The organism is Nonomuraea sp. NPDC026600 (assembly GCF_040638335.1).
GTDB lineage: Bacteria > Actinomycetota > Actinomycetes > Streptosporangiales > Streptosporangiaceae > Nonomuraea.
In genome coordinates, this window is the sequence record NZ_JBEZYD010000003.1 from 425,644 (window position 1) to 452,365 (window position 26,722).

Genomic DNA, 26,722 nt, shown 5'->3' on the forward strand with positions numbered 1-26,722 from the left:
CAGCGCGACGCCCCGTCCGGTGGGCAGCGTCAGCGCGACAACCTGTCCAGGGAACGGCCTCAGCGCCGTGACCGGCTCGACGAACGGTCTCAGCTCGGCGACCAGGCCGGTGAGCGGCCGAGGAGTGCCACCACCCGGTCCAGGGCCGGAGCGTCGTTCGCCGCCGCCACCCCGGTCACGAACGCCCTGCCCTCGCCACGCGTCGCAGGCGTGTCGGGCACCTGGGCGGCCAGTGGCAGCGCGGCCTCGGCCAGGTCTTCGTCCACGTTCGCGGGGACTCCCAGCGCTTTGGCGAAGTCCCAGTCATGCACCACGCAGTCGATGAAGTGAAACCCGATCACCAGCTTCGCGGGGAACGGACCACCGTCACGGATCTCGGGCAGGTAGAACCGACGATCAAGCACGCCCTCCTCGGCGAAGGCGTCCATCACCGCTCGCGCCGACGCCGCGTACTCCTCCACCGGGTCGTCCCCCACCGGCCGCGGCTCCCACATGTCCAGCCCGGACCGCTCCCCCGAGGCGGCGAAGGCGAAGCCATGGTTCTGCACGATCTGGTGGGCGAGCAGATCGCGCACCGCCCAGCCGTCGCACGGCGTCGGCCGGTCCAGGTCGCCGGGCTTGATGGTCGCCACCAGGTCCACGGTCGCCCGCACAGATCGCCGGTTGAGTTCAATGAGGTCTACCAAGGCGTTGTCCCGTCGTCGTCGAAGAATCCGCCCGTCGGCCCATCAGGACCGAGGGTGGCCAATCTGACGATAATGGCTGCCCCGTCGGCCGCCGTACGAGTGATGTGCAGCCCGAGATCCTTGGTGAAGTCCGTGGCGCAGCCTCCGGGGGCCGCGGCGTTAATCAGGATGCCGTCCTTGCGGAGCTCCTTGGCGTACTGGATCGTCAGCGCGTTGAGCGCCGTCTTGGACGGTGGATACACGGCCGAGGCCAGGAGTCTCGACATGTAGTGATCCGGGGTCGTGTGGTGGGTCAGGGAGCCGACACCGCTGGAGACGTTCACGATGCGGGCGGCGGGTGCGCGCCTGAGCAGGGGCAGGAACGCGTTCGTCACCATGAGCACGCCGACGACGTTCGTCTCGAACACCTCGCGCACCAGCTCGGGCCGGGTGGTGCTGGGCGCCTCGCCGGCTTGGTGACCGGAGATACCGGCGTTGTTGACGAGCACGTCCAGGTGTCCGTAGCGGTCGGCTACGTGGGCAGCGGCCGCCTCGATGGCGGCTGGGTCGGTGACATCGAGGACGAACACCGCACCCGCAGGGCCGGGCTGACCGAGCCGCGGCTCGTCGTAGCCCTGAAGCCGGGCGGCGACGGCGCGCTGCTCCCGGACATCCTGGCCGCCTACCAGGAGTGCCCGGATGCCCTGCCGGTGGAGGTGGTGCTGTGCGGGGTGGCGGAGCGGGCCCGGCTGCTGCGTGACGGCACGGCGGACGTGGCGTTCCTGCACAGCCCCTGGGAGGACCTGACGGGGTTCGACACGGAGCCGCTGCTGGTGGAGGGTGGGGTAGCCGTCGTGCCGGCCCGGCACCCGCTGGCGGCGCGGCCATTCGTCCACCTCGCCGACCTGGACGCCGAGCCAACCCCACGCTGGCCCGATCCGCGCGCCTCTGAGTCCCACGCCTCCAAGCGACAAGCGTCCGGGCCTCGCGTCTCCGAGTCGCACGTCGTGTCCAAGTCGGCGGGCGCGTTCGAGCCGCACGTCGCTTCGGGGCTGCGGGCGGGTGATGCCGCTCAGCTCATGCAGCTCGTCGCCCTCGGCAGGCTGATCGTCGTCGTCCCCGAATCGGTCAAGGAGCAGGTGCGCCGCGATCTGGCCTGCGTCCCCGTCGTCGACGCCGCCCCCACCACGGTCGTCCTGGCCTGGCCCGAACAGACCCGCTCCCCCGCCCTGGCCGCCTTCGTCCGCACCGCCGCGGACGTCGCAGCCGGAGATGTGGCACGGCGGCCTGCGTTCGAGCCGCAGACCAGGTGACCGGCCACCGGCACCCGCGATCCGCAGCCGAGGACCACATGACCGACCACAGGCACGCGCGAGCCGTAGCCGAGCACCACATCACCGAATAGGGCGCGCGTGACATGTGGGATGCCGTTCGATGGACGGGTGAGGGCCGGGCGGCGCGCCCGTGCCCCGGCGGGCCGTCTGTGACACGGAGGGCTCGGGGCTCAGGGGGCAGTCTGGATGACGATAGTTTGTGCCTGTGACAGCTATCGATCCCACCGTGACCGGCGCGCACGCCATCGGGCTCGCGACCATCGCCACTGACGGCACCGTACTTGACACCTGGTTCCCCGCCCCGCAGCTGGGCGACCCGCCCGTGACGGGCACCGAGCGGCTTTCCGCCGAGGAGGCCGGTGAGCTGGCCTCGCTGGTGGGGCCCGACCCGGCCAGGGGCGTCGAGGTGGTGGCCGTGCGCACCGGCATCGCCAAGCTCTCCGAGCCGCCGGCGGACGCGCACGACGCCTACCTCAGGCTGCACCTGCTCTCCGCCCGCCTGGTCAGGCCGCACGGGCTGAGCCTCGACAACCTGTTCTCCCTGCTGGCGAACGTCGTGTGGACCAACTTCGGACCGTGTCCGGTGGAGGGGTTCGAGCAGGCCAGGCTGAGGTTGCGGGCCAGGGGCGCGGTGACGGTGTATGGGGTGGACAAGTTCCCGCGGATGGTCGACTACGTGCTGCCGACGGGCGTGCGGATCGCCGACGCCGACCGGGTACGCCTCGGCGCGCACCTGGCCACCGGCACCACGGTGATGCACGAGGGCTTCGTGAACTTCAACGCCGGCACGCTGGGCGCCTCGATGGTCGAGGGCCGCGTCTCGGCGGGCGTGCTCGTCGGCGACGGCTCCGACGTGGGCGGCGGCGCCTCGATCATGGGCACGCTCTCGGGCGGCGGCAAGGAGGTCATCTCCATCGGCGAACGCTGCCTGCTGGGCGCGAACGCGGGCGTCGGCATCTCGCTGGGCGACGACTGCGTGGTGGAGGCCGGCCTCTACATCACGGCCGGCACCAAGGTCGCCCTCCCGGACGGCCGCACCGTCAAGGCCAAGTCCCTGTCCGGCACGAACGGCCTCCTGTTCCGCCGCAACTCCCAGACGGGCGCGGTGGAAGCCGCTCCCCGCGCGGGCGGCCCCGTCGAACTCAACGCCTCACTCCACGCGAACTGACCGATCTACAAGCTCAAGATCTGTTACGGCCGGCCCGGTGAGCCCCACCCCCCGCACAGGGCTGAGCCCTGTCCAGGGACACGCTCCTCCGGTGGAGACGGCTGGCCGCCGTGACGTGCGCATGGTCGGCCATGGCTTCCGTGTGGTCGACCGGCGCACTCCCCAGCGGACAGATCCGGACACCATGACGTGCGCACCCCACCCGGCGCCGCGATCCGCCCACCCACCGGCACGCACTGCCCACGGAGACGGCCAAGAATGCGCACGTCGCGGCGGCAAGCCGGTGAGGCGGAGGAGCGTTTCCCTGGAGGGCCCTCAGCCGATCGCCCAGGGTGGGTCTTCCCGTGCTGGCCGTAAAAAATAGCCTTAAAAGGTTTTGCCCAAATCAGTGGTGAGAGACCGCTGATCCGATGGTGTGGACGCGGAGGGCGTTGGTGGAGCCCGGGGTGCCGGGAGGGGAGCCTGCCACGATCACTACCTTGTCGCCCTTCTCCAGGCGGCCCAGCGTCAGCAGCGACGCCTCCACCTGGCGCACCATGTCGTCCGTGTGATGGACGAACGGCACGTGGAACGTCTCCACCCCCCACGTCAGCGACAGCTGCCCCCGCACGTGCGGCGCCGAGGTGAAGGCCAGCAGCGGGATCGGTGAGCGGTAGCGGGCCAGGCGGCGGGCCGTCTCGCCGGACATGGTGAACGCGATCAGCGCCTTGGCGCCGACGATCGCACCCACCTCGGCGGCGGCGCGGGCGATGGCGCCGCCCGTCGTCTCCGGCAGGCGCTCCAGGGAGTGGGTGGCGTGCAGCGAGTGCTCCTCCGCCGCGCGGGCGATGCGGTCCATGGTGGAGACCGACTCGATGGGATAGGTGCCCACCGAGGTCTCGCCCGAGAGCATGACCGCGTCGGCGCCGTCCATGACCGCGTAGGCGACGTCGGACGCCTCGGCGCGGGTGGGGCGGGGCGCGCTCATCATCGAGTCGAGCATCTGCGTGGCGACGATGACCGGGCGGGCCTTCTCGCGGCAGAGCGTGATGATGCGCCGCTGGACGATCGGCACCTGCTCCAGCGGCAGCTCGACGCCCAGGTCACCACGGGCGACCATGATGCCGTCGAACGCCTCGACGATCTCGGGCAGGCGGTCGACCGCCTGCGGCTTCTCGATCTTGGCGAGCAGCGGGAGCCGGACGGCCTCCTGCTCCATGATGTTGCGCACCACGTCGGCGTCGGACGGGCGGCGGACGAAGGACAGGGCGATCATGTCGAAGCCGGTGCGCAGTGCCCAGCGCAGGTCGGCCTCGTCCTTGTCGGTGAGCGCCGGTGCGCTGACGTTGATGCCCGGCAGGTTGAGGCCCTTGTTGTCGGAGATCATGCCACCGATGACGACCCGCGTGATGACGCGGTCGGCCTCGACGGTGGTGGCCTCCAGGACGAGGCGGCCGTCGTCGACCAGGATGGTGTCACCGGGGCGTACGTCGCCCGGCAGGCCCTTGTAGGTGGTCGAGACCTGCTCGCGGTCACCCGGCACGTCTTCGGTGGTGATCGTGAAGACGTCGCCGAAGCCGAGCCGGACCGGGCCTTCCTCGAACCTGCCGACGCGGATCTTGGGGCCTTGCAGGTCGGCGAGCACGCCTACACCGCGGCCGAGGTCGGCCGCCACCTCCCTGACGCGGTCGTATACCTCTCGGTGCATGTCATGATCACCATGACTGAGGTTGAACCGGGCCACGTCCATGCCGGCGGCGATCAGCTCGCGCAGGCGTTCAGGGGAGGATGTGGCGGGACCTAGTGTGCAGACTATTTTCGCGCGACGAGTCACGAGTCCTACCTTAATTGGTACAGACCACTTGGCTGTCATTGACGACGCAGAACGTACCCGACGTAGGAGAACAACACGAGAATGGCAACCCCCAGGCGCGCCAAGTTCGCGTATTCCTCCGGGTAGATCACGCCTTCGATGTAGTGGTCGATGAAGCCGGTGGGTGGGAGGCCCTGGAGGCCGGCGCTGCGGCGCCCCCAATCCTCTACGACTGTAAGCGGGCACTCTACACCTGTGGCCAGTGAGAACAGGCCCCAGGCCACGACCGCGAGATGGGCCCAGATCGTGCGCCGCCAGCGCCACGCGACATACCCGCCCACGGCCATGTAGGCCAGGAAGGCGAAGTGCACCACCATCGCGGCATCCGCGATGAGGCGATACATCATGGTCTGACGGTAGCCGCCTTCCAGGCGTCGACGATGCCGTGACCGTAGAACCCGTTCTTGGACTTGCCGCCCTGGCAGGTCTGCTTGTCGCTCTCGCCGAAGACCTCGTAGGTGTACGTACGGGGTGACGGGCACGCCTTACGGTCGGCGGTCTTGTACAGGAGCTTCTGGACCGTGGCCGGGGAGAGCGTCAGGCCGCCCTTGCCGGGCTTGCCGAAGCGGCTGATCAGGATCGCGGCGACACCGGTCGCGTGCGGGGAGGCCATCGAGGTGCCGTCGAGGTACTGGTAGTAGGAGCAGCTCCCGCCGGTGCAGGAACGGACGACCGCGCTGCTCTTCGGCTTGCCCGACTTGTCGATCATCCCGGTACGGCGGAGCACGGACTCGGGGGCGGCGGCCAGGATCGACCTGCTGGCCGAGGAGCCCTTGCCGTCCGTCGCGTCGCCGCCGGGTGCGGCCAGGTCGTTCTGCTCGATCCCGTAGTCGCTGTAACTGGCCTTGCGGCCGGACGGGCCCACCGCGGAGACCGAGATGACGCCCTTGGACTCGGCGGGCACGTTGATGCAGGAGTTGTCGACCTTGCGGGTCTTCTCGTCGCCGCGCGGGTAGCCGGGGCTGCTCGTGTCGACCTTGGGCCTGCCCAGGTCGGTCGAGCCGTTGCCGAGCGCGGAGATGAGCGTGACGCCCTTCTTGCGGGCGTAGTCGAGTGCCCGCTGCATGCCGGTGATGATCGCGCGCTGCTGCAGCTGCTGCTTCTTGCTGTCGGCCTTGTTGTGGGCGCAGTTGAACAGCCACGGGTCGACGTAGTAGCTCATGTTCACCACGTCCACGCCGATGTCGGCCGCGTACGTGAGCGCGTCGAGGCTGGGCTTGAGGAAGAAGAACCCGGAGTCCTGCCCCGCCCTGATGTTGACCAGCTGCACACCCGGCGCCACGCCCGCGATGCCGATGTGGTTCAGCGGGGAGCCGATCGTGCTGGCCACGTGGGTGCCATGGCCCTCGTCGTCCTCGTCGACCGGGTCCTTGCAGCTCGCCACCTCGCAGGGGCCGTCGAGGGTGTCGCCGTTCTCGTCGTTCGGCTTGTCGGTGACGAAGTTGCGGCTGAGGGCGCGGTTGAAGTTCGGGGCTATGTCGGGGTGCTTGCCGTCGATGCCGGTGTCGATGACGCCGACGAGCACCTTCTTGGTGCCGGGCGCCTTCTTGTTGGCGCGGTCGGCGCCGATCATCTTCATGTCCCACTGGCGGCCGGCGAGCGGCTCTCCCGCGACGCCCCTCATGGCCGACAGGTCGGGGAACGCCCGCGGCACCAGCGACGCCCGGACACCGGACGCGAGCGCGCCCGCGCCCGTCATGGTGTGGTCAGCGGACGCGCCCGTCGCGCTGCCGTTACCGGAAACGAGCGCGCCCGCCGTGCTCCGGGCGCCGGACGCGCCCACGGCCGCTGCGCTCTGGGCATCGGACGTGTCCACGCCCGCTGTGCTCTGGGCACTGGAGGCGAGCGTGGGTGCGAAGCCGATTTCGCGGTCGGTCGTGACGCCGACGATGGCCTGGTCCGAGCCGAGGGCGTCGACGAACGCGTCGCCACCGCCCTTGGCCAGGACATAGCCGAGCTTGGTGTCGGTGGTGACGATGTGGCCGCCCGCGCGCTCGACGGCGGCGAGCGCCGCACGCGCCCGCCCGTCGGCATAGAAGACGAGGTACTCCTTGTCCGACCCCGTATACGGCCCCGCCTTGGGAGCTGCGGGAGCCGCGCAGGACGCGAGCGAGACTGCCACGGCCAAGGCCGTTAGACCCGAGGCGAATCGCCTCATTGTTCCCCCATCCACCGCGCCACCCAAGAAACTGCATCTTCCCGACACCCGTCGCCCGATGCAACTTTGTCGCAAAATTTCGGTCTTTGTGGGGCAAAATTGGCCAGCTCTGTGAAGCGGGTCGAGTCAGGCGAACGTTCTTGAGCGCCACGAGCAGCCCCGCGCCGAGCAGCAGGATCGGCACCAGCCAGGCGAACACCCCGGTGACCGCCCCCGAGAACGCGACCTGAGTGGCGCGCCACGCCGCCTCGGGCCGGGCCTGGATGGCCCCGGGCGTGACCGACGCCTGCCCCGCCCCCAACCGGCCGCTGAACACGGCGCCCAGCACCGAGACTCGCTCCGCCAATGCTACGTGCGAAGGTGACCGCCAGGTTGGCCACCCCTTGATCCACCCCGACGAAGCCGTGGTCCGGCTCGCGTACCGCCGGTTTGGCAGGGTGAGGGTGACCTGCAGCAGCCACACCCCGCGCCGGCAGATCAGGTCGGCCTCGCCCACCGGTAGCGCGTCCACGGCTTTGAGGTCTTCTGGTCGGCCGGTGAAGGGGACGGTGACGCGGCCGGTGGGCGTCCACAGCGACACGGTACGGGCGTCACGATTGAAGCTCATCAGCCGGGCGTCATAAGGGACAGCGCCGCGCGGGCGGAAGATGTGAGCCCGTTTCTTGCTGGCCTGCCGGTTGGCGTACGCGCCGACGACCCGGGCGATCGCCCGCACCGCCGCCTGCGCGCCCAGCCCGGCCACCTGCCCCCGCACCGCGTAGTAGGCCAGCCGATGCAGTTCCACCACAGCGAACGCGCGGTGCTGCCAGGCCAGGCGGGAGACGACGGTGGCCGCCTGATTACACAACAGCACCGCCGCGGCCAGCGACACGGCCTGAGCCGGTGTCGGCGTGAGCCCGCAGTTGCACGATCGTGGGCAGGCCGTGCCGTTTGGTGGCGGAGCGGCGGATCGCCCTCGCGCACCTCCTGTCACTGATCCCTCACCCACCGCACGCATTACCGAACGCGACCGAGACTTTCCCTACTGTTTTCGAAAAGAGTGGCAACGCTTCCTCTCGGTTCTGAGGGACCAGGCCTCCGCGCTTCACTTAACATGAAGTGACTCCTTGCTTCTTTCGCGAGGGCAGGAGGAATCGGCGGCGATCGGGGGTGCCACCCCGGTCGCCGCGTTCCACAAAGGTCAGAGTCCGTGTTCGAGCAGCATGAAGCCTCGTCGAGCAGGTCTTCGACGGACGCGCCCGTCTCCAGTGACTCCTGGATGGCGGAGATCGTCCCGCCGAACGAGGCGATGACGAGCAGCCGCGCGTGCGCCCGCTTGTGGTGCCGGACCGTAGTTTGATGGCGTCAATGATCGTGTCCATGACCTTCGGCTGATCGACGGCGCATTTGGGGGCGGCCACGTTCGGCAACTCCATGAAGGGCTGCATGGCCGCCCATATCGGCTGAAGCCGCACTCCGATCTCCTGACGACCGCTTTCAGCGGACTGCAGGATCTGCTCGTCGGCAGGGGCCGTTTGAACAGTTCCACGAAGTCTTCGGGCTGCCACATCAGCTCCATGACGAGCGCCTCTTCACCTCCGTCTCCCGTTGGGTCGGCTCGGCCAAGCAAGCCAGCCGTCGGTCGCGACTCACCGGCCCGTACGGCGCGGCGCGCAGTCAACGATCGAGGGACATCGCCCGGTTTCGAAGAAGGGCTGGCAAGCCCTGAGCTGCCTCGCGACCGGGGCGATCCACTGGACCACTGGGTCGACAAGGTGGTCGGGCCAGAAAGGCGTCAGGCGAGCGAGCACGTTCTCGCCTCGGGACAAAGCGGCTCGGGGTCGCGGCGGCGGCGCTGTTGGGCGACCCGACGGCGCTGATCCTCCCCTGTCCGCCTGGTCCCGGAGGGGGCGGCCCAGGTCAAGAAGTACGCACGTCACGGCGCCCAGCCCCGTAAACCGCAGGAGCGTGCCCCTGGACGGAGCCCGGCCACGTGTGGCGGGTGGGGCCCACCGGGCTGGCCGTACAAGAGAAAAGGAAGGCGCCCGTCCGGGCAAGCCGGACAGGCGCTTCGGAAACGGACGCGGTGGAACGGGCGGATCAGAAGCGCCCGCCCGGGCGAGCCGGACGGGCGCTTCTGGAAACGCGGTAGAACGGACGGATCAGACGAGTGGCCGCGCCGTCGGGAGGATCGGGTACGGCAGCGAGGTCTCGCCGGAGAGGAACCGGTCCACTCCGGAGGCGGCCGCGCGGCCTTCGGCGATCGCCCAGACGATCAGCGACTGCCCGCGGCCCATGTCACCGGCCACGAACACCCCCTCGACCTTGGACATGTACGTCTTGTCGCGAGCCACATTGCCCCGGGCGTCGTAGAAGCCCTCCACAGCGAGGTCCTCCAGCAGCGCGCCCTTCTCCGGGCCGAGGAAGCCCATCGAGAGCGTGACGAGCTCGGCCGGGATCTCCCGCTCGGTGCCCGGGATCGGCTTGAAGCCGTGCTGCGGCCCCTCGACCTCGACCAGCCGCAATGCGCGGATATTTCCGGACTCGTCGCCGACGAACTCGGTCGTCGAGACCGCGTACACCCGCGCGCCCCCGCCATCCTCCAGCTCCTCGTGCGCACTCTCCATCTTGAACAGGATGGGGAACGTCGGCCACGGCTGGCCGCCGGCCCGGAGGACGGGCGGCCGCGGCATGATCTCCAGCTGGGTGACCGACTCGGCCCCCTGCCGGATCGCGGTGCCGATGCAGTCGGCCCCGGTGTCGCCGCCGCCGATGACCACGACGTGCTTGCCCTTGGCCGAGATCGGGGCCTCGGCGAGGTCGCCCTCCTGCACCTTGTTCGACAGGGGCAGGTACTCCATCGCCTGGTAGACGCCGCCCAGCTCGCGCCCGGTGATCGACAGGTCGCGCCACTGCGTGGCCCCGCCCGCCAGCACCACCGCGTCGAACTCCGCACGTAGCTGCGCCGCCGTGATGTCGACGCCGACGTTCACGCCGGTGCGGAACTCGGTGCCCTCGGCCCGCATCTGGTCCAGGCGCCGCTCGATGTGGCGCTTCTCCATCTTGAACTCGGGGATGCCGTAACGCAGCAGGCCGCCGATGCGGTCCGCGCGCTCGAACACCACCACGTCGTGGCCCGCCCTGGTGAGCTGCTGGGCCGCGGCCAGCCCGGCGGGACCCGAACCGACGACCGCGACCTTCTTGCCCGTCTTCACCAAGGCCGGCTGCGGGGTCACCCAGCCCTCGTCGAACGCGCGGTCGATGATCTCGACCTCGACCCGCTTGATCGCCACCGGGTCGGAGTTGATGCCGAGCACGCACGCCGCCTCACACGGAGCCGGGCAGAGCCGGCCGGTGAACTCCGGGAAGTTGTTCGTGGCGTGCAGCCGCTCGATCGCCTCCCGCCAGTCGGTGCGGTAGACGAGGTCGTTCCACTCGGGGATGAGGTTCCCGAGCGGGCACCCGTTGTGGCAGAACGGGATGCCGCAGTCCATGCAGCGAGCCGCCTGCTTGGTCAGCTTGTCCTGGGAGAAGTCCTGGTAGACCTCCCGCCAGTCGCCGATGCGGACGTCGACGGGGCGGCGCTCGGGCAGCTCCCGGTCGTGCGTGAGAAAACCCTTGGGGTCAGCCATCGGTTACGCCTCCCTTAACCCTGAACCGCGGCGGCCATGACCGCCTCGTCGATGTCCCTGCCTTCGATGCGGGCGGCCTCGGCCGCCGCCATGGCCCGCTTGTAGTCGGTCGGCATGATCTTGCCGAACCGGGCGAGCGCCGCGTGCCAGTCGGCGAGCAGCTCCTTGGCGATCGGCGAGCCCGTCTCGGCGAAGTGCTTCTCGACCGTCTCGCGCAGGAACTCGCCGTCCTCTTCGGTGAGCTCCTCGATGGCGACCATCTCGCGGTTGACCCGCTCCAGGTTGAGGTCGAGCAGGTAGGCGATGCCGCCGGACATGCCCGCCGCGAAGTTGCGTCCCGTCGGGCCGAGGACGACCGCCTTGCCGCCGGTCATGTACTCGCAGCCGTGGTCGCCGACGCCTTCGACGACCGCGGTGGCGCCGGAGTTGCGGACGCAGAAGCGCTCGCCGACGACGCCGCGGATGAACGCCTCCCCGGACGTGGCGCCGTAGAAGGCGACGTTGCCGGAGATGATGTGACCGTCGAGCGGTGCCTCCTCGTGCGGCCGCAGCGTGATGCGCCCGCCGGAAAGGCCCTTGCCCAGGTAGTCGTTGGCGTCGCCGGTCAGCCGCAGCGTGATGCCACGCGGCAGGAACGCCCCGAAGGAGTTGCCCGCCGAGCCGGTGAAGCCGATGTCGATCGTGTTCTCGGGCAGGCCCGCGCCGCCGTACCGCTTGGTGACCTGGTAGCCGAGCATGGTGCCGACGGTCCGGTTCACGTTGCGGATCGGCAGTTCCAGCGTGACCGGGGCGCCGTTGTTCAGGGCGCCTTCGGCGAGCTGGATCAGCGTGTTGTCGAGCGCGTGCTCCAGCCCGTGGTCCTGCCGCACCGTGCGGCGCAGCGGGGTGCCCGCGGGCAGCTCGGGCTGGTGCAGAATCGGCGACAGGTCGAGGCCGCCGGCCTTCCAGTGGTTCTCGGCGGCCGTCATGTCGAGCAGCTCGACATGCCCGATCGCCTCGTCGAGCGAGCGGAAGCCCAGCTCGGCGAGGTATTCGCGGATCTCCTCGGCGATGAACTCGAAGAAGTTCACCACGAACTCGGGCTTGCCGGTGAAGCGCCTGCGCAGCTCGGGGTTCTGCGTGGCGACGCCCACCGGGCAGGTGTCGAGGTGGCAGACCCGCATCATCACGCAGCCGGACACGACCAGCGGCGCGGTGGCGAAACCGTACTCCTCGGCGCCGAGCAGCGCCGCGATGACCACGTCGCGGCCGGTCTTGAGCTGGCCGTCCACCTGCACCACGATGCGGTCGCGCAGCCCGTTGAGCAGCAGCGTCTGCTGCGTCTCCGCCAGGCCGAGCTCCCACGGCGCGCCCGCGTGCTTCAGCGACGTGAGCGGCGAGGCGCCGGTGCCGCCGTCGTGCCCGGAGATGAGCACCACGTCGGCGTGCGCCTTGGACACGCCCGCCGCGACTGTGCCGACCCCGACCTCGGCCACGAGCTTGACGTGCACGCGCGACTCGGGGTTGGAGTTCTTCAGGTCGTGGATGAGCTGGGCCAGGTCCTCGATCGAGTAGATGTCGTGGTGCGGCGGCGGCGAGATGAGGCCGACGCCGGGCGTGGAGTGCCGGGTCTTGGCGATCCACGGGTAGACCTTGTGGCCGGGCAGCTGGCCGCCCTCACCGGGCTTGGCGCCCTGGGCCATCTTGATCTGCAGGTCCGCGGCGTTGACCAGGTATTCGCTCGTCACGCCGAACCGGCCCGACGCCACCTGCTTGATGGCGCTGCGCCGGGTCGCGTCGTGCAGGCGCTCCGGGTCCTCGCCGCCCTCGCCGGTGTTGGACTTGCCGCCCAGCCGGTTCATCGCGATGGCGAGCGTCTCGTGCGCCTCCATCGAGATCGAGCCGTACGACATGGCGCCGGTGGAGAACCGCTTGACGATCTCGGAGACCGGCTCGACCTCGTCGATCGGGACCGGGGTCCGCCCTTCCTTCAGCTTGAACAGCCCCCGCAGCGTCATCAGCCGCTCGGCCTGCGAGTCCACCAGGCCCGTGTACTCCTTGAAGATCTCGTAGCGGCGCGTGCGGGTGGCATGCTGCAGCTTGAAGACCGTCTCGGGGTTGAACAGGTGCGGCTCGCCCTCGCGCCGCCACTGGTACTCGCCGCCGATCTTGAGCCCGCGGTGCGCGTTCGCCACCCTGGGGTAGGCGTGCGCGTGCCGCCGGGCGGCCTCTTCGGCCAGCACGTCGAAGCCGACGCCGCCGAGCCGCGAGGTGGTGCCGATGAAGCAGGCGTCGACGACCTCCTGGCTCAGGCCGAGCGCCTCGAAGATCTGCGCACCGGTGTAGGAGGCGACGGTGGAGACGCCCATCTTGGACATCACCTTGATGACGCCCTTGCCGTAGGCCTTGATCAGGTTCCGTACGGCCTTGCGCTTGTCGACCTTGAGCGCCCCGGTGTCGACCAGGTCCTCGACGGTCTCGATGGCCAGGTACGGGTTGACCGCGCCCGCGCCGTAGCCGATGAGCAGCGCCATGTGGTGGCACTCGCGCGCCTCGCCGGTCTCGACGACGAGACCGATCTTGGTGCGGGTCTTCTCCTGGATCAGGTGGTGGTGGACCGCTCCCGTCAGCAGCAGCGACGGGATCGGCGCCAGCGTGTCGGACGAGCCGCGGTCCGACAGCACGATGATGCGGGCGCCGTTGGCGATCGCCTCCGACGCCTCGGCGCGGATCTCCTCCAGCCGGTGCAGCAGCGCCGCGCCGCCGCCCGACACCTCGTAGAGGCCGGAGATCACGTGCGGGTCGAAGCCGGGCAGGTCGTGCTCGTCGTTGATGTGGATGATCTTGGCGATCTCGTCGTTGTCGATCACCGGGTACGGCAGGACGAGCTGACGGCACGACGTGGGCCCGGGGTCGAGCAGGTTGCCCTCAGGCCCGAGCACGCTGGCCAGCGAGGTCACCAGTTCCTCGCGGATGGCGTCCAGCGGCGGGTTCGTGACCTGCGCGAACAGCTGTGTGAAGTAGTCGAACAGCAGCCTGGGCTTCTCGCTGAGCACCGCGACGGGCGTGTCGGTGCCCATCGAACCGATCGGCTCGGCGCCGACCCTGGCCATCGGCGACAGGATGATGCGCAGCTCTTCCTCGGTGTAGCCGAAGGTCTGCTGCCGCTTGACGAGCGCCTCGTGCGTGGGGATCTCCCGCTGCCGCGCCGGCAGCTCCTCGAAGCGGACCAGGCCGGCGTGCAGCCAGTCCTCGTACGGCAGGGCGGCCGCGAGCTCGGCCTTGATCTCGTCGTCCTCGATGATCTTGCCGCGGGCGGTGTCGATGAGGAACATGCGGCCGGGCTGCAGGCGGCCCTTGCGCACGACGTCCTCGGGCTTGAAGTCGAGCACGCCCGCCTCGGAGGCCAGCACGACCAGGCCGTCGGCGGTCACCCAGAAGCGGCCCGGGCGCAGGCCGTTGCGGTCGAGCACCGCGCCGGCCAGCGTGCCGTCGGTGAAGGTGATCGACGCGGGGCCGTCCCACGCCTCCATCATCGAGGAGTGGAACTCGTAGAAGGCCCGCCGCGAGGCGTCCATCTCGGTGTGGTTCTCCCACGCCTCGGGGATCATCATCAGCACGGCGTGGGGCAGGCTCCGGCCGCCGATGTGCAGCAGCTCCAGGGCCTCGTCGAAGGATGCGGTGTCGCTGCCGTCTGGGTCGCAGATCGGGAAAAGTCGCGACATGTCGCCCGGGATCTGGGCGGATTCGAGCATCGCCTCGCGGGCCCGCATCCAGTTGCGGTTGCCCTTGACCGTGTTGATCTCGCCGTTGTGGGCGACGTAACGGTACGGGTGGGCCAGCGGCCAGCTCGGGAAGGTGTTGGTGGAGAAGCGCGAGTGCACCAGCGCGATCGCGGTCTCGTAACGCTCGTCCGACAGGTCGGGGAAGAACGGCTCGACCTGGTCGGGGGTGAGCATGCCCTTGTACACGATCGTCCGGGCGCTCAGCGAGGGGAAGTAGACGTCCACCTCGTGCTCGGCCCGCTTGCGCAGGCAGTAGGCCAGCCGGTCCAGCTCCAGCCCCGACTCACCGTTGGGGCTCGCCACGAACAGCTGCGTGAAGTGCGGCATGACGGCCCTGGCGCTCGGCCCGGGCAGCGCACGGTCGACCGGCACCTCGCGCCAGCCCAGCACGTTCAGGCCTTCCTCGGCGGCGATCTCCTCGATCATGCGGAAGGCGATGTCGCGCGCCTCGCCGTCGAACGGCAGGAAGGCCATGCCGACCGCGTAGTGGCCGGCCCCGGGCAGCGCGAAGCCAACGTTCGTGCGAAAGAAGGTGTCCGGGATCTGGGTCAAGATCCCGGCTCCGTCGCCTGTGTCAGGCTCGCTACCCTTGGCCCCCCGGTGATCTAGATTGCACAGCGCCGTCAGCGCCTTCACCACGATCCCGTGCCCGCGGCGGCCGGCGACGTCGGCCACCATGGCGACACCGCAGGCATCATGCTCGTTGGCGGGGTGGTAAAGGCCCTGGGGCTCGGGGAACCCGAGGTGGGCAGCAGGCATTGAATCCCTCCCGTCGTCATCGTCTGTCAAGAACTGCTCTACAGGCGGGGACGACGTTGGCCCTGCTGCGTGTGCGTAGAGATTACAACACCCTGCCGGAATAGTTCCCGCCTGGTCCGCATTGCGAACATTGGCGACAATCCCGACATCCGGACTGCTATGTCCCAAACGCCGGACCGGTGGCCCCGAATTCCCTCGATAGGGTTGGGCCCATGGACCGTGACGGGGTGGAACGCCTGCTCGACGAGGCCGGAGTCGACGGCAGGCGGCTGCGGCACGCCCTGACCCTCCTCTGCGACGGGCAGTGGTGGACCCTCTCCGATCTGGTCAGGGAGACGGCCACGTCCCGGCGGACGATCGAGGCGTTGCTGCGCGAGGTCTCGCTGGAGCGCTCTGGCGACAGGTTCCGGGTGCCGCTCGCGCACACGCCCGGCTTCCAGGACCTGCTGGCCATGGCCGCGCCGCCGGAGGATCCGGTGGCCCACCTGCTCCCCCACTACGCGCCGGTGCTCCAGCGGCTGCGCCGCCTCATCGACGAGGCGCCACGCGCCCGCCACGCGCTGGACCACGTGGCCGCCACTCCCGAGACCGTGCTGCGCAGGGCGTTGCTGCTCGGCGCCCGCTTCTGGCTGCGGGGCGCGAAGCTGCTCTGCGTGGGCGACCACGATCTCACCTCGCTCGCGGTCAAGCTGGTCCACCCCGAGGCCGACGTCACGGTGGTCGACGTGGACGAGCGCATCCTGGCCTACCTCGACGCCCAGGACCTGGGCGTACAGACCCGGTGGGCCGATCTGCGGCTGTCGCTGCCGCCGTCGGCCCGCAGTCACGACCTGGCCCTCACCGACCCGCCGTACACACCGGAGGGGGTCGGGCTGTTCGTGGCGCGCGCGGTCGAGGGGCTGAAGGACGACGGGCGGGTCCTGCTGGCGTACGGGGCGAGCGAGCGTACCCCGATGCTCGCCCTGAAGGTCCAGGACTCCCTCTCCGCGCTCAACCTCACGTATGAAGCTATTTACCCAGATTTCAATCGTTATTTTGGGGCGGAAGCCATCGGCTCCGCCGCCGACCTCTACGTCCTGCGTCCCACCACCAAGACCCGCCCCGCCGTCACCGCCCGCCTCGACCGTCTCACCACCGCCATCTACACCCAGGGCCCCCAGTCGATCGAGTCCACCGGCTCCCCGGCGGCCGGCGGTGGGCCTGGCGCGGCGTTCGAGGCCGACCTGCTGGTGGGCGACTGGCCCAAGGAGCTGCCGCAGCCGCGGGTGAAGCTGTCCACCTGGCTGGCCAAGCCCTATGCCGCCGCGGTGGAGCGGGTCGCGATCGCGCTGCCCGCCGGTCTGGAGGCGGCACTCCCCCGCGTCCTGCTGGCCACGCGCGCCGCCCGGGTGCGGGTCCTGCTGTCCGCCCCGCCTTCCCTGCCGGACGCCCTGAGGCCCGTCTACGAACTGACGTCCGACGGCGGCATCATGGACGCGGTACGTCTCCCGCAGCCGATCGGTGACGAGGCCGCGGTGCTACGGCGCATCCTCGACAACGGGCACGGCAAGCTGGCCAACACCTGGCGCGAGGGGCTCATCGCGGTGGCCCGTTCACAGGGCACCACGCTCACCAAGAACGACGCCCGCTCCCTCATCCGGCAGGCGGCGCCCTGGGCCGAGGGCGTCACCCCGCTGGAGACCCCCCTGCACCGCCTCGCCGACCTCCCGACCACGGTCTCCGCCACGGTCACGGCCCTGTCCAAGACCGCCTGAACCCGGCCCGCACCCGCGCGTCGGACCCTCCCGCGTCAGGTCGCCGCGACCACGCGTTTCTGGATGATGTGGCCGAGCCCGTCGAGGGCGAGGAGCTGCGTCACCAGGTCCCCCGTCTCCCCCGGCCGCACCGGCCCCGCCCAGGCGACCGTGACGTAGTGGCCGAGCGCCCGGGCCTGCGCGCGGCTGTGCTCGGCGTCGAACGGAACCGCCTGCCGTACGAAGCCGTCCTTGGAGAGCGCCTTCACCAGCGCGTTCGCCGCCCGCCCGTCGGTGAGGTTGAAGATGACGAACTGCCCCGCCCCCTCGCCGCCCGTGTACGTGGCCCGCAGCGCCTGCGTGCAACCCGCCGCCGAGGCGCCCCAGAGCGCGTCATCGCAGTCCGCGAGCTGCTCCGCCGACTCGCGGCGCAGCGGGCCGAGCGTCTCCGTGGCGGGCGCGAACACCTCGCCCACGCTCAGCGGGGCCGCGTCGCGCTGCCGGGAGTCGATGAGCGAGTACAGCGCCGAGGTCGGCTCGCCGCGGAAGGTGGCCGGCCGGGGCTGGGGCCGCAGGAACAACAGCCAGCCCCCCACGACGAGCACCGCCAGCACGGCGGCGCCCAGCGGGATCGCGACACGGGCCCGCATCAGGACGCCGGCCCGGTGACCGAGACGACCCGGCGGTAGACGGCCTTCTCGGCCCCTCTGAGCGTCAGTGACAACGACACGTAGTCATCCTTCGTCGTCGGGTCGACGCCGTCGGCCCGGCCGATCCAGACCAGCCCGACATAGTGGCCCAGGGCGTAGCCGCCGCCCTCGGTGTAGCCGCCCGGCGGGAAGGCGGTCTTGCCGGTGCCGAGCGGGCGCGCCCAGCCACCCCGGTAGAGGGTCTTGAGCGACTCGACCAGCTCACTGGCGGCCTGGCCGTCGCGCAGGTTGAGCAGGGTGTACTGGCCGATGTAGCGGCCGTCGGCGCTGGTGTAGACACCGCGGGCCGCCTGGCTGCACTCGCCGTCGGTGACCAGTTCGAGGAGTTCCTGGCCCCATACGGCGGCCGAGCAGTCGGCGTCGAGCTTGCTGCCGGCGAGCTTGAGCGTGAGCTTCTTCTCCCCGGTGAGCGTCTTCTGCCCGAACACCTCCTTGCCGGTGAGCGGCGCGCGGTCCTTGGCCCGGTCGGCGATCGGCTGGAACAGCTTGGGCGAGGCCCAGCTGTGGTAGACCTCCGGCAGTGACGAGTTGCCCTCCAGAATGGCGGAGCTTTCGCGCCGCTCGGGCGCGTATTCGCCCAGCGAAGCCACGACGGCGACCAGCGCGAACGCCCCGGCCAGCACGCCCAGCACCGACGAGATGATCACGATGAGCTTCTGCTGCTTGGGCTGGAGTCCCAAGTGGGTGAGCAGGGGGAATTCCCAGTCGGAGGGTGGGGGGCGCCGGCGCTTGCGGGTCGCCGTTCTGGGGGCCGTCACAGACCAACAGCCCCGATCAGGTTGCCGAGCCCGAACGTGAGCCCGGCCGCCACCATGCCGACGATGAGCTGCCGCAACCCGGAGTAGAGCCAGGACCGCGCGGTCACCCTGGAGACCAGCGCGCCCGCCCCGAACAGCGCCAGGCACGACAGGATCGCCGACACCCACAGGCTCGTCACGCCGAGCAGGTACGGCACCAGCGGCAGGAACGCGCCCACGCCGAAGGACAGGAACGACGAGCCCGCCGCCACCTTGGGCGAGGGCAGGTCGTGCGGGTCGACGCCGAGCTCGCTCTGAGCGTGGATCTCCAGAGCCTGGGCGGGGTTCGCGGAGATCTGCCGGGCCACCTCGGCGGCCAGCTCCGGCGTCACGCCCCTGTCGACGAAGACCTGGGCGAGCTCTTCCTGCTCGGCCTCGGGGTGGCGTTCGAGCTCGCCGCGCTCGACGGCGATCTCGGCCAGGGCCAGCTCGCGCTGGCTGGCCACCGAGACGTACTCGCCGCCGGCCATCGAGAAGGCGCCGGCCGCCAGCCCCGCGATGCCCGCGAGGGCGATGACCTTGGTGTTGGCGGTGCCGCCCGCGACTCCGGCGATGAGCGCGAAGTTGGACACCAGTCCGTCCATCGCCCCGAACACCGACGGCCGCAGCCAGCCGCCGGTGACGTCACGATGCCGGTGGTGCTGCTCCGCGCCCTCGCTCATCGCGAGTTCTTCTCCTGTTGAACGGCTTCGGGGGTCTCCTTCTGCGCCGCGACCGCTTCGTCGTCGCCTGCGGGCTCCTCGTCCGCGCGAGCCTCCGGAGATTCGGCGTGTACGGCCTCAGGCTCCGAAGCGTCCGCCGGGGCCTCCTGTGCGGACACGGCTTCCGGCGCTACGACCTCAGCGTCCGGAGAATCCGCCTTGACGACCTCAGGGTCAGGGGTGTCGTCCGTATCCTCAGCCACCGAAGCGGCGGTGGCGCTGTCATCCGAGTCGGCCTGGTCGGCCCCGTGGGCCGGATCCGGGCCGGCCGGATCGCCTCCGGCCTCACGTTCGACGGCCGGGAGGACGAACTCCTCGTTGTCCTTGTTCCTGGTCGCCCAGAAGTAGATCAGCGCTCCGATGAACACCACGATCGAGGTCCACTGGTTCAGTCGCAGGCTCAGGAACGTCACCGCGTGGTCCACCCCGCCGACCGGGTCGATCCGCAGCCCTTCGATCCAGAACCGCCCCAGCGTGTAGCCGGCCACATAGACGGCGAACAACCGCCCGTGGTGCAGCGCGAACCGCTTACCCGCCCAGAGCAGGGCGAAGCCCAGCAGAAGGTCCCAGATCGACTCGTACAGGAACGTCGGGTGGTAGAGCACCCCCGGCTCGCCCCCGTGCATCTGGTCGATCTCCAGTCCCCACGGCAGCGTGGTCGGCCCGCCGTACAGCTCCTGGTTGAACCAGTTGCCCCAGCGCCCGATCGCCTGCGCGAAGGCGATGCCGGGCGCCACCGTGTCGGCCACCGCGCTGAGGGACAGGCCCCGCTTGCGGCAGGCGAGCCAGACGCCGACACCGCCGAGCGCGATCGCGCCCCAGATGCCCAGCCCGCCTTCCCAGATGAACAGGGCCTTGTAGGCCGGCTTGATCGCGCGGTCGCCGAAGTAGGTCTGCCAGTCGGTGATGACGTGGTAGAGGCGTCCGCCGATGAGGCCGAAGATCACCGCCGGCACCGAGATATCGATGATCGTGCCCTTCTGGCCACCGCGAGCGCGCCAGCGGCGCTCGCTCAGCCAGACGGCGAAGATGACACCGAGCACGATGCACAGGGCGTAGGCCCGGATCGGCACGAATCCGAGATACCAGACCCCTTGGGAAGGGCTGGGAATCGAGGCAAGGGGCATGTCAGGTGAGGGTAGCGGAAGCGAGACTACTTGGCCGCTTTCGTGACCGCATCGCGAAGATCCTTTGGCGTGAAGACGACGTTGTTGTCCAGGAGCGTGCCGTTCAGCTTGACGGTCGGCGTGCCCTGCAGCTTCTGCTCCTTGTTGACCTTGGCGCTGTAGTCGAGCTGGGCCTGGGCGTGCTTCTGGCTGGTGATGCAGGTGTCGATGCCCGCCGCCGTGGCCCCGGCCGCCTTGGCCCAGGTCACCAGCTGGTCGGTCTTGAAGCCCTCGGCCGTCTCGCTGGGCTGGTTCTTGTAGAGCAGGTCGTGGAAGGCGAGCCACTGCTTGCCGTCGGCCACGCAGCGGGCCGCGGCGCCGGCGCGCACGGAGTTGGACTTCGTCGGCTCGGTGCTGAAGATGGTGATGGGGTGGTAGACGACCTTGGCCAGGCCCTCGGCCGCGAGGTTCCGGAACGTGCTACCGCTCACCTCCTCCATCTGCTTGCAGGCCGGGCACTGGAAGTCCTCGTAGATGTCGATCACCGGCTTGGCGACCCCGCTCTTGGCCATGACGACCGAGCCGTCGGACTGCACGGTGGTCGGCGCCGTGTCGCCGGCTTGCTCCGCCTGCGACTTGCTGGCGGCGTACCAGGCGCCCAGACCGACCGCCGCCACCGCGACCACGCCCACGGTCATGTAGGTGACGACTCGTTTGCGCTGCTCCCGCGCGCGGTCGGCGGCCTGCTGCGCTCTGATCTTCTCCCGCGCGGACTTCGCGCGCTCCCCCTTGCTCATCACGCGCTCCCCCTTGCCCATCGTCAGCCCATCTCCTGTTGTCCGTGAACGTCTTGTCCGTAAACGCGCTCGCCACCCGCCAGCCCTAGCGCCGAGTCGAGCGCGAAATGCCCCGGCGCGAAGCGCACGGTCCAGGCGCCGAGCACCACAAGACCGAAGTCGCGCAGGATGTCGAGCAGGTAAGCCGGCTCCTGCCCCGCCCCCAGTTGGCCGCCGCCGCCGAAGCAGCCGCAGTCGATCCGCAGGCCGTGCGCCCATGCCCAGGCGATGCCGAAGACGAAGGCGAACATGAGCAGCGCGCCGACCACCGCGGCCACCCTGGCCATCAGGCCGACGACCAGCAGCACCCCGACCACGATCTCCAGGATCGGCAGGCCGTAGCCCACGGTCGTGGCGAGCGAGTCGGGCAGCAGCTGGTAAGCCTTGACCGCCACGACGGAGTCGGACGGATTGCCGATCTTCAGCCAACCGGCCGCGATCAACACCCCGCCCAGGACCAGCCGGGCGACTGTCGTCACCCAGGGTACCGCCGAGCGGACGTTACGTGACGGTTGCGACGCGACCACGGCTAGGGCTCCTCTTTCGCTGCGCTGGAAAGCGCACAGTACCGGGAACTCATCTGACCACGCCCGGGATAAGACTCGGCTAAGACAGTTTTCGCGTACTCCAGCCGTACGCGATGCTCACTGAACCGACGTTACCCGCAACTGAACGTGGCGGCTCCCCAGTCCGCATGGTCATTACCGTTGCCGTCGCCACCGTCGCCCGCCACGAGGTCCACGTAGCGGGCGCCGGTGAGGTCGGCGGTCAGTTCGTAGGCCGGGTCGGCGGCGCGCAGCACCGGGCTGTGTGCCTTGACCACCCCGTCGGCGACCACGCTGTACTCCACGGAGCCCCTGGTGGCCTGGACGTCGTCCACGCCGACGGAGGCTGTGAAGGCCGTACACCGGCCGCCGAGGTAGAAACGGACGTCGGCGGGCGCGTGCGTGCCCAGCCCCTTGGCGAACGTCTGCCCGCCGATCACGATCGGCGTGCCGTCGGCCGCGCCGAGGTCGCCGTTGGACCGGTCGCGTTCGACCGGCCCCCAGCCGTTGGCGGCGCTGACCCACTCCAGGTCGCTCGCCCAGGCGTCCGCGGCGGGCGGTGGCGGCAGCGTCCGCACCGTCGCCACCGCGTCGAGCGACTTGGCGGCTCCCGCCGCCGTGTAGACGGCACTGGCCTTCAGCTCGTAGGTGTCGTAGGGCGCGTCCGCGGGCGGCGTCACCTTCCAGGTGGTCACCAGCTTGCCGCCGGGCTCCACGGTGCCGGTGCCGTCCCCGGCGACGTCCCAGCCCCCGGGTACGGCCAGCGTCACCTTGACGTCCTGGGCCGCCACGTCCTCCAGGTTGACGAACGTGGTGGTGACGTCGGAGGCCGCCCCCTGCTCGAACGCGGGCGAGGCGGGCACCACGTCCAGCGACCCGCACGCCTGGGCCTCGGGGTCGGCCCCGAGGTCCTTGACGGCGAAGTCGTCGAGGACGAAGTCGGCCCCGGCCTGCTCGGGCAGCAGCGAGCGGAGCCCGACCCAGACCTCGCCGCAGCCCGCGACCACCCGCTCGGCGAACCGGCCCGTGGTCCGCCGCTCGGGCACCGGTGTCCGCCGGGTCTCGACGCTGGAGCTTCCCTTGTCGTAACCGGTCACCCAGACGTAGGCGTCGGCCAGAGCGCTCTGGTAGCCGAAGGACACCTCGTAGGCGTGTCCCGGCTCGAAGCGGACGGTCTGCGGCACGGTCCGGTAGACCAGCCCCTGCCGCTCCTCGTGCGCCTTGAGCGACCAGTCGCCGCTGATCACGTCGTCGACGGTCTTGCCGTTCCAGCCCGCCCGCGTGTACGGATCGTGCCGCTCCGACAGGTGCGTACGGGCGTCGAACGCGCCCCCGGCGTCACCCTTGACGAACGGGCCCCACCCCGGCTCGGCGGACTCGAACGTCTCGCTCTCACCCGTCGGGTCGCTCCTGATGAGCCGTACGTCGTCCACCCGGACCTTCGCCGCACCCGCGGCGGCGGTGATCCGCAGCGTGACGGAGTCGCGCGGCGCGGTGAAGGCGACCTTGACGCGCTGGAAGTAGGTGTCGTGCTTCTCGTCCGAGGCGATGTAGTTCTTCGCCGTCGAGCGCTGGATCGTCACCTTCTGCCCCCCGGCCTCCAGGGTGGTCTGCCTGGCTTGCCCGGGTTCGACCTCGACGAAGGCCGAGGCGGTGTAGGCGCGTCCCGGCTGGAGGCCGGTCAGCCGCTGCTCCAGCCGGGCCTGCGGCCCGCCGCCGAGCAGGGCCACGCGCTGGCCGCGCTCGTTCTTCTGGATGCTCACCGCGCCGGTGACCTGCCAGTCGCGCGGTCCGTCGCCGTTGAAGCCGGGATCGCGGACGCCGCTCCCCTCGCCCCACCGGGGGGCGGCCTGGGCGGACGCCTTGCCGGGGTAGAGCACGTACGGCACTCCCGCCTCGACCCGCAGAGTGATCTTGCCGTCGGCCGGAGTGGCGACGCCCACCCGGACCCGGCCCTGGTCGGTGAGCTTGTAGACGGTCAGCGGCCGGGTGGCGTCCCAGGTGGTGGTGCCTCCGGCCGGGTTGTAGTGGTAGTACTTGCCCGCCCACGGCAGCAGGTACGTGCCGCCGTCGAGCACCTTGTGACCGCCCGCGAACAACTGGCGCCTGCCGTCCGCCAGCCTGCCGCGCACGCCGCCGGTGAAGACGATCTCGTCGGCGTTCCAGTCGGTGATCTGGTGGTGCTGCAGGTACTTGGCCGGCAGGTTGTGCTCCCAGATGTTGCGGTAGAAGGCGGTGAAGTCGTTCTCGGCGGTCCAGCCCTCGAACTCCACGATGCGGGCGTTCCCGAGGATGGGGTGGGCGTTCCAGACGTCCTTCTCACCGTTGCGGATGAACCGGATGATCTGTGAGTTCAGCCCCTTGTTGGTGGCTCCGCCGTAGTTGAGGTCGTTGGCCCAGTGTGACCAGAGCGACGAGCGCTCCAGCTTGTCGGCCCATTCGGTGGCCACCTGCCAGCCCTGCCCGCGCAGTTCGGTGAGCAGGCGGTCGGCCACCCAGCCGTGCGGGCGGTACACGTCCACGTACAGGACGGCCAGGTTCCTGTCGGTCTCGGCGCGCAGTTGCCGGAACCGCTTGGCGAGGGTGCCCCTGGTCAGGTCGCCGCGCTGGTCGATCAGGTACGACTGGTCGAGCCAGTTCCAGCCCTTGGTGTCCTTGTTGACGAGCTGCTCGCTGAAGTTCCTGGCCTCGGGGTAGGACTCGGTGGCGTTGACGTGCACGCCGAAGGTGGCGTTCCAGTCCTTTCCGGTCTTGAGCAGGGTGTTGAGGTCGGCCAGGCCGCCGGCGCGCTTGTTGTAGTTGCCGCCGTAGTCGGGGTGGGCCGAGTCGTGGCCCTCCGACTGGTAGCCCTTGAGCAGGGCGAGCTGGCCCAGGCCGTCGGTGGCCAGCGAGATCCGCTTGACGTCGTCGAGCGTGCGCAGGAACGGGTGGGTGGCCTGGCTGGAGAAGTTGAACGGGATGTGCGCGATCACCCGGTCCTTGGTCAGGTCCGCGCCGGGCGCCTCGACGCCGATGCTCCTGAACGCGACCGCCCCGTCCTGCCAGTCGAGGGCGCCGTCGCCGTTGGCGTCGGGGGTGACCACGACCTTGGCCCACGGCAGGTCTTCGGTGAAGGGCGCGCCGGTGCCCCGGTAGGTCCACTGGCCGCTCCACACACCCACCCTGACCCGGCCGCCGTCCTCCTGCCTGGCCTGATGCCAGAAGCGGGCCGCGTCCTTGTCGGTGCTGCCGGAGGGGCGGTCGTAGGTGGAGTTCGACTCGACGGCGGCGGCCAGCGAGCCGGTGTTGACGATGGCGTACGAGGCGCCGATCGGGGCGGCGTCGGGCGCGGTCCGCGGGGTGACGGCGGCGAAGACGTCGGCCGTACGGGTGGAGTTGGGGTCGAGCCTGGTGAACGCGGTCGCGGCGCCCGGCTGCTCGCTCGACACCGACACCAGGTCGTGGCCCGGCAGGTCGATCGTGTTGACCCGGAACGCCTCGGTGTCGGTGACCGCGTCGATCGCGAAGGTCGTCACCCGGCCCTTGACCCGGATGCTGGCGTCCAGCGTGACGCCCGCCTCGACGGTCAGCCGGTAGCGAGCCGAGGCGCCGTCGGTGCCGCGCAGGGCGACCGTGGCCTGGTACGGCGTGCCGTTCAGCACCACGCCGGGCACCGCGGTGCTGCCGTCGAGCACGGCGCCGCTCGCCTTGTCGGTGTAGCGCAGGATCCTCGGGAAGGCCGGGTCGAGCTCGACGGCCAGCTGCCCGGAGGAGATCGTGACGGGCTCGGCCACGGTGGTGGGCTCGGGCGCCAGGTTCTGCTGCGTGGGAGGCGGAGGCGTGGGACCGGTGGGCGACTGGTCCGGCGAGGGCAGCTCGTAGGTGGGCGTGGGTTCGGGCGTCGGGGTGGCCTGCGCGGGGGCGGCCATGGTGGTGGCCGATAAGGCGAGGGCTGCAACGAAGATAACGGGACGTCGACGCATATATGTCCTTTCAAAGGTATGCGTCGCACTGGGTGTGGCCCCGAATACCCACACCCGCCGCCGCGACACGCGCCATGGACCGACGCCAGAAATACTGACACTTGTCCGGTTACGAGTCGCGGGAATTGACAGAAACGGTTAGGCGCGGGAGCGGACGCCTTCGGCCATCTCACGGGCCAGCACGGCGATCGACTCGCGGCCCGCGGCCTCGTCGGGAGCGTCGAGCATCCGGCGGATGAACGCCGACCCCACGATGACGCCGTCGGCGTAGCCGGCCACCTCGGCCGCCTGCTTGCCGGTGCCGACGCCCAGCCCGACGCAGACCGGCAGCGCGGTGTGCGCGCGGGTGCGCTTGACCAGGTCCTCGGCCGCCACGTTGACGGTCTCCCTGGCGCCCGTGACGCCCATCAGCGAGGCCGCGTAGACGAACCCGGTGCAGCAGTCGACGACGGCCTTGATGCGTGCCTCGGTGGAGCTGGGCGCCACCAGGAACACGGTGTCGATGCCCGCCGCGGCCGAGGCCGCCCGCCACGGCTCCGACTCCTCCGGCGTCAGGTCGGGCGTGATCGTGCCGACGCCGCCCGCGTTGGCCAGGTCACGCGCGAACCGCTCGGCGCCGTAGCGGTCGATCGGGTTCCAGTAGGTCATGACCAGCGTGGCCGCGCCGGTGGCGGCCACCCCCTCGACCGTCCGCATGACGTCGGCGATCCGGGTGCCGTTGAGCAGCGACCGGTGCACGGCGTCCTGGATGGTCGGCCCGTCCATGAGCGGGTCGGAGTAGGGCAGGCCGATCTCGATCACGTCGCAGCCGGCCTCGACCAGGGCGGCGGCCGCGGCGACGGCGCCCTCCTTGGACGGGAAGCCCGCGGGCAGGTAGCCGACGAGCGCGGCCCGGTTCGCCGCCTTCGCCGTGGCGAAAACCGTCTGAAGAGTAGTCATGATCGTCCGTTCTCAGTGGTCGAGGGCCGCATCGCCGCCGTCCTTGCCATGGTGCCATCGGCCGCTGTGCTCGGGCATCTTC

The 26,722-nt window shown here is 70.2% G+C and carries 18 protein-coding genes; 3 read left to right on the forward strand and 15 right to left on the reverse strand.

Translation table 11 applies throughout. The annotated features are described in order from the left end of the window. Window positions 1–89: 89 nt before the first annotated feature. Window positions 90–686, reverse strand: coding sequence for a TIGR03086 family metal-binding protein (locus AB0F17_RS09105; RefSeq protein ID WP_358018704.1), 597 nt, complete (start codon window positions 684–686; stop codon window positions 90–92). Then, complete coding sequence (locus AB0F17_RS09110) at window positions 680–1,255, reverse strand: SDR family NAD(P)-dependent oxidoreductase (RefSeq protein ID WP_358018707.1); 576 nt, start codon at window positions 1,253–1,255, stop codon at window positions 680–682. Before AB0F17_RS09110 ends, AB0F17_RS09105 begins: the two co-directional genes overlap by 7 nt. Between AB0F17_RS09110 and AB0F17_RS09115 the strand changes: the two genes are divergently transcribed. Beyond that, entirely contained in the window at window positions 1,181–1,978 is a 798-nt protein-coding gene (locus tag AB0F17_RS09115) for a LysR family substrate-binding domain-containing protein (protein WP_358018710.1), read from the forward strand. The genes AB0F17_RS09110 and AB0F17_RS09115 overlap by 75 nt on opposite strands. A gap of 226 nt (window positions 1,979–2,204) precedes the next feature. Continuing rightward, the gene (dapD, locus tag AB0F17_RS09120) at window positions 2,205–3,167 is read left to right on the forward strand and encodes a 2,3,4,5-tetrahydropyridine-2,6-dicarboxylate N-succinyltransferase (protein ID WP_358018713.1); all 963 of its coding nucleotides are present in this window, start codon (window positions 2,205–2,207) and stop codon (window positions 3,165–3,167) included. A gap of 385 nt (window positions 3,168–3,552) precedes the next feature. On the opposite strand, the gene pyk is transcribed toward dapD, so the two are convergent. From pyk to gltB, 5 genes are all read right to left on the reverse strand, one after another. Further along, window positions 3,553–4,980 carry a pyruvate kinase gene (gene pyk / locus AB0F17_RS09125; RefSeq protein ID WP_358018716.1) on the reverse strand — a complete coding sequence of 476 codons (1,428 nt, stop codon included), beginning with the start codon at window positions 4,978–4,980 and terminating at the stop codon, window positions 3,553–3,555. 35 nt (window positions 4,981–5,015) lie between these two features. Then, window positions 5,016–5,366 (reverse strand): DUF2784 domain-containing protein, encoded by a 351-nt coding sequence (locus tag AB0F17_RS09130; protein WP_358018719.1) that lies wholly within the window; start codon window positions 5,364–5,366, stop codon window positions 5,016–5,018. Further along, the gene (locus AB0F17_RS09135) at window positions 5,363–7,141 is read right to left on the reverse strand and encodes a S8 family serine peptidase (protein ID WP_358018722.1); all 1,779 of its coding nucleotides are present in this window, start codon (window positions 7,139–7,141) and stop codon (window positions 5,363–5,365) included. Before AB0F17_RS09135 ends, AB0F17_RS09130 begins: the two co-directional genes overlap by 4 nt. Window positions 7,142–9,318: 2,177 nt before the next feature. Beyond that, on the reverse strand, window positions 9,319–10,788 hold the full coding sequence (locus tag AB0F17_RS09140; RefSeq protein ID WP_358018725.1) for a glutamate synthase subunit beta: 1,470 nt from the start codon (window positions 10,786–10,788) through the stop codon (window positions 9,319–9,321). Window positions 10,789–10,802: 14 nt separating this feature from the next. Continuing rightward, a complete protein-coding gene (gene gltB / locus AB0F17_RS09145) occupies window positions 10,803–15,311 on the reverse strand; it encodes a glutamate synthase large subunit (RefSeq protein ID WP_358018728.1) in 4,509 nt (1,502 codons plus the stop codon). Between the two features lie 212 nt (window positions 15,312–15,523). Between gltB and AB0F17_RS09150 the strand changes: the two genes are divergently transcribed. After that, window positions 15,524–17,065, forward strand: coding sequence for a bis-aminopropyl spermidine synthase family protein (locus AB0F17_RS09150; protein WP_358018731.1), 1,542 nt, complete (start codon window positions 15,524–15,526; stop codon window positions 17,063–17,065). Between the two features lie 35 nt (window positions 17,066–17,100). On the opposite strand, the gene AB0F17_RS09155 is transcribed toward AB0F17_RS09150, so the two are convergent. From AB0F17_RS09155 to trpA, 8 genes are all read right to left on the reverse strand, one after another. After that, window positions 17,101–17,694 carry a hypothetical protein gene (locus AB0F17_RS09155; protein WP_358018734.1) on the reverse strand — a complete coding sequence of 198 codons (594 nt, stop codon included), beginning with the start codon at window positions 17,692–17,694 and terminating at the stop codon, window positions 17,101–17,103. Beyond that, the gene (locus AB0F17_RS09160) at window positions 17,694–18,512 is read right to left on the reverse strand and encodes a hypothetical protein (protein ID WP_358018736.1); all 819 of its coding nucleotides are present in this window, start codon (window positions 18,510–18,512) and stop codon (window positions 17,694–17,696) included. The genes AB0F17_RS09155 and AB0F17_RS09160 overlap by 1 nt, the downstream gene beginning before the upstream one ends. Next, window positions 18,509–19,213, reverse strand: a complete 705-nt coding sequence (locus AB0F17_RS09165) for a VIT1/CCC1 transporter family protein (RefSeq protein WP_358018739.1) — start codon at window positions 19,211–19,213, stop codon at window positions 18,509–18,511. Before AB0F17_RS09165 ends, AB0F17_RS09160 begins: the two co-directional genes overlap by 4 nt. Further along, a complete protein-coding gene (gene lgt, locus AB0F17_RS09170; protein ID WP_358018742.1) occupies window positions 19,210–20,379 on the reverse strand; it encodes a prolipoprotein diacylglyceryl transferase in 1,170 nt (389 codons plus the stop codon). The genes AB0F17_RS09165 and lgt overlap by 4 nt, the downstream gene beginning before the upstream one ends. 26 nt (window positions 20,380–20,405) lie before the next feature. Next, window positions 20,406–21,155 carry a thioredoxin domain-containing protein gene (locus tag AB0F17_RS09175; protein WP_358018745.1) on the reverse strand — a complete coding sequence of 250 codons (750 nt, stop codon included), beginning with the start codon at window positions 21,153–21,155 and terminating at the stop codon, window positions 20,406–20,408. Window positions 21,156–21,178: 23 nt separating this feature from the next. Next, window positions 21,179–21,673, reverse strand: a complete 495-nt coding sequence (locus AB0F17_RS09180; RefSeq protein ID WP_358018748.1) for a MauE/DoxX family redox-associated membrane protein — start codon at window positions 21,671–21,673, stop codon at window positions 21,179–21,181. A gap of 179 nt (window positions 21,674–21,852) precedes the next feature. Then, entirely contained in the window at window positions 21,853–25,647 is a 3,795-nt protein-coding gene (locus tag AB0F17_RS09185) for an endo-alpha-N-acetylgalactosaminidase family protein (RefSeq protein WP_358018751.1), read from the reverse strand. A gap of 192 nt (window positions 25,648–25,839) precedes the next feature. Beyond that, window positions 25,840–26,640 carry a tryptophan synthase subunit alpha gene (gene trpA, locus AB0F17_RS09190; protein ID WP_214637618.1) on the reverse strand — a complete coding sequence of 267 codons (801 nt, stop codon included), beginning with the start codon at window positions 26,638–26,640 and terminating at the stop codon, window positions 25,840–25,842. Window positions 26,641–26,722 lie beyond the last annotated feature (82 nt).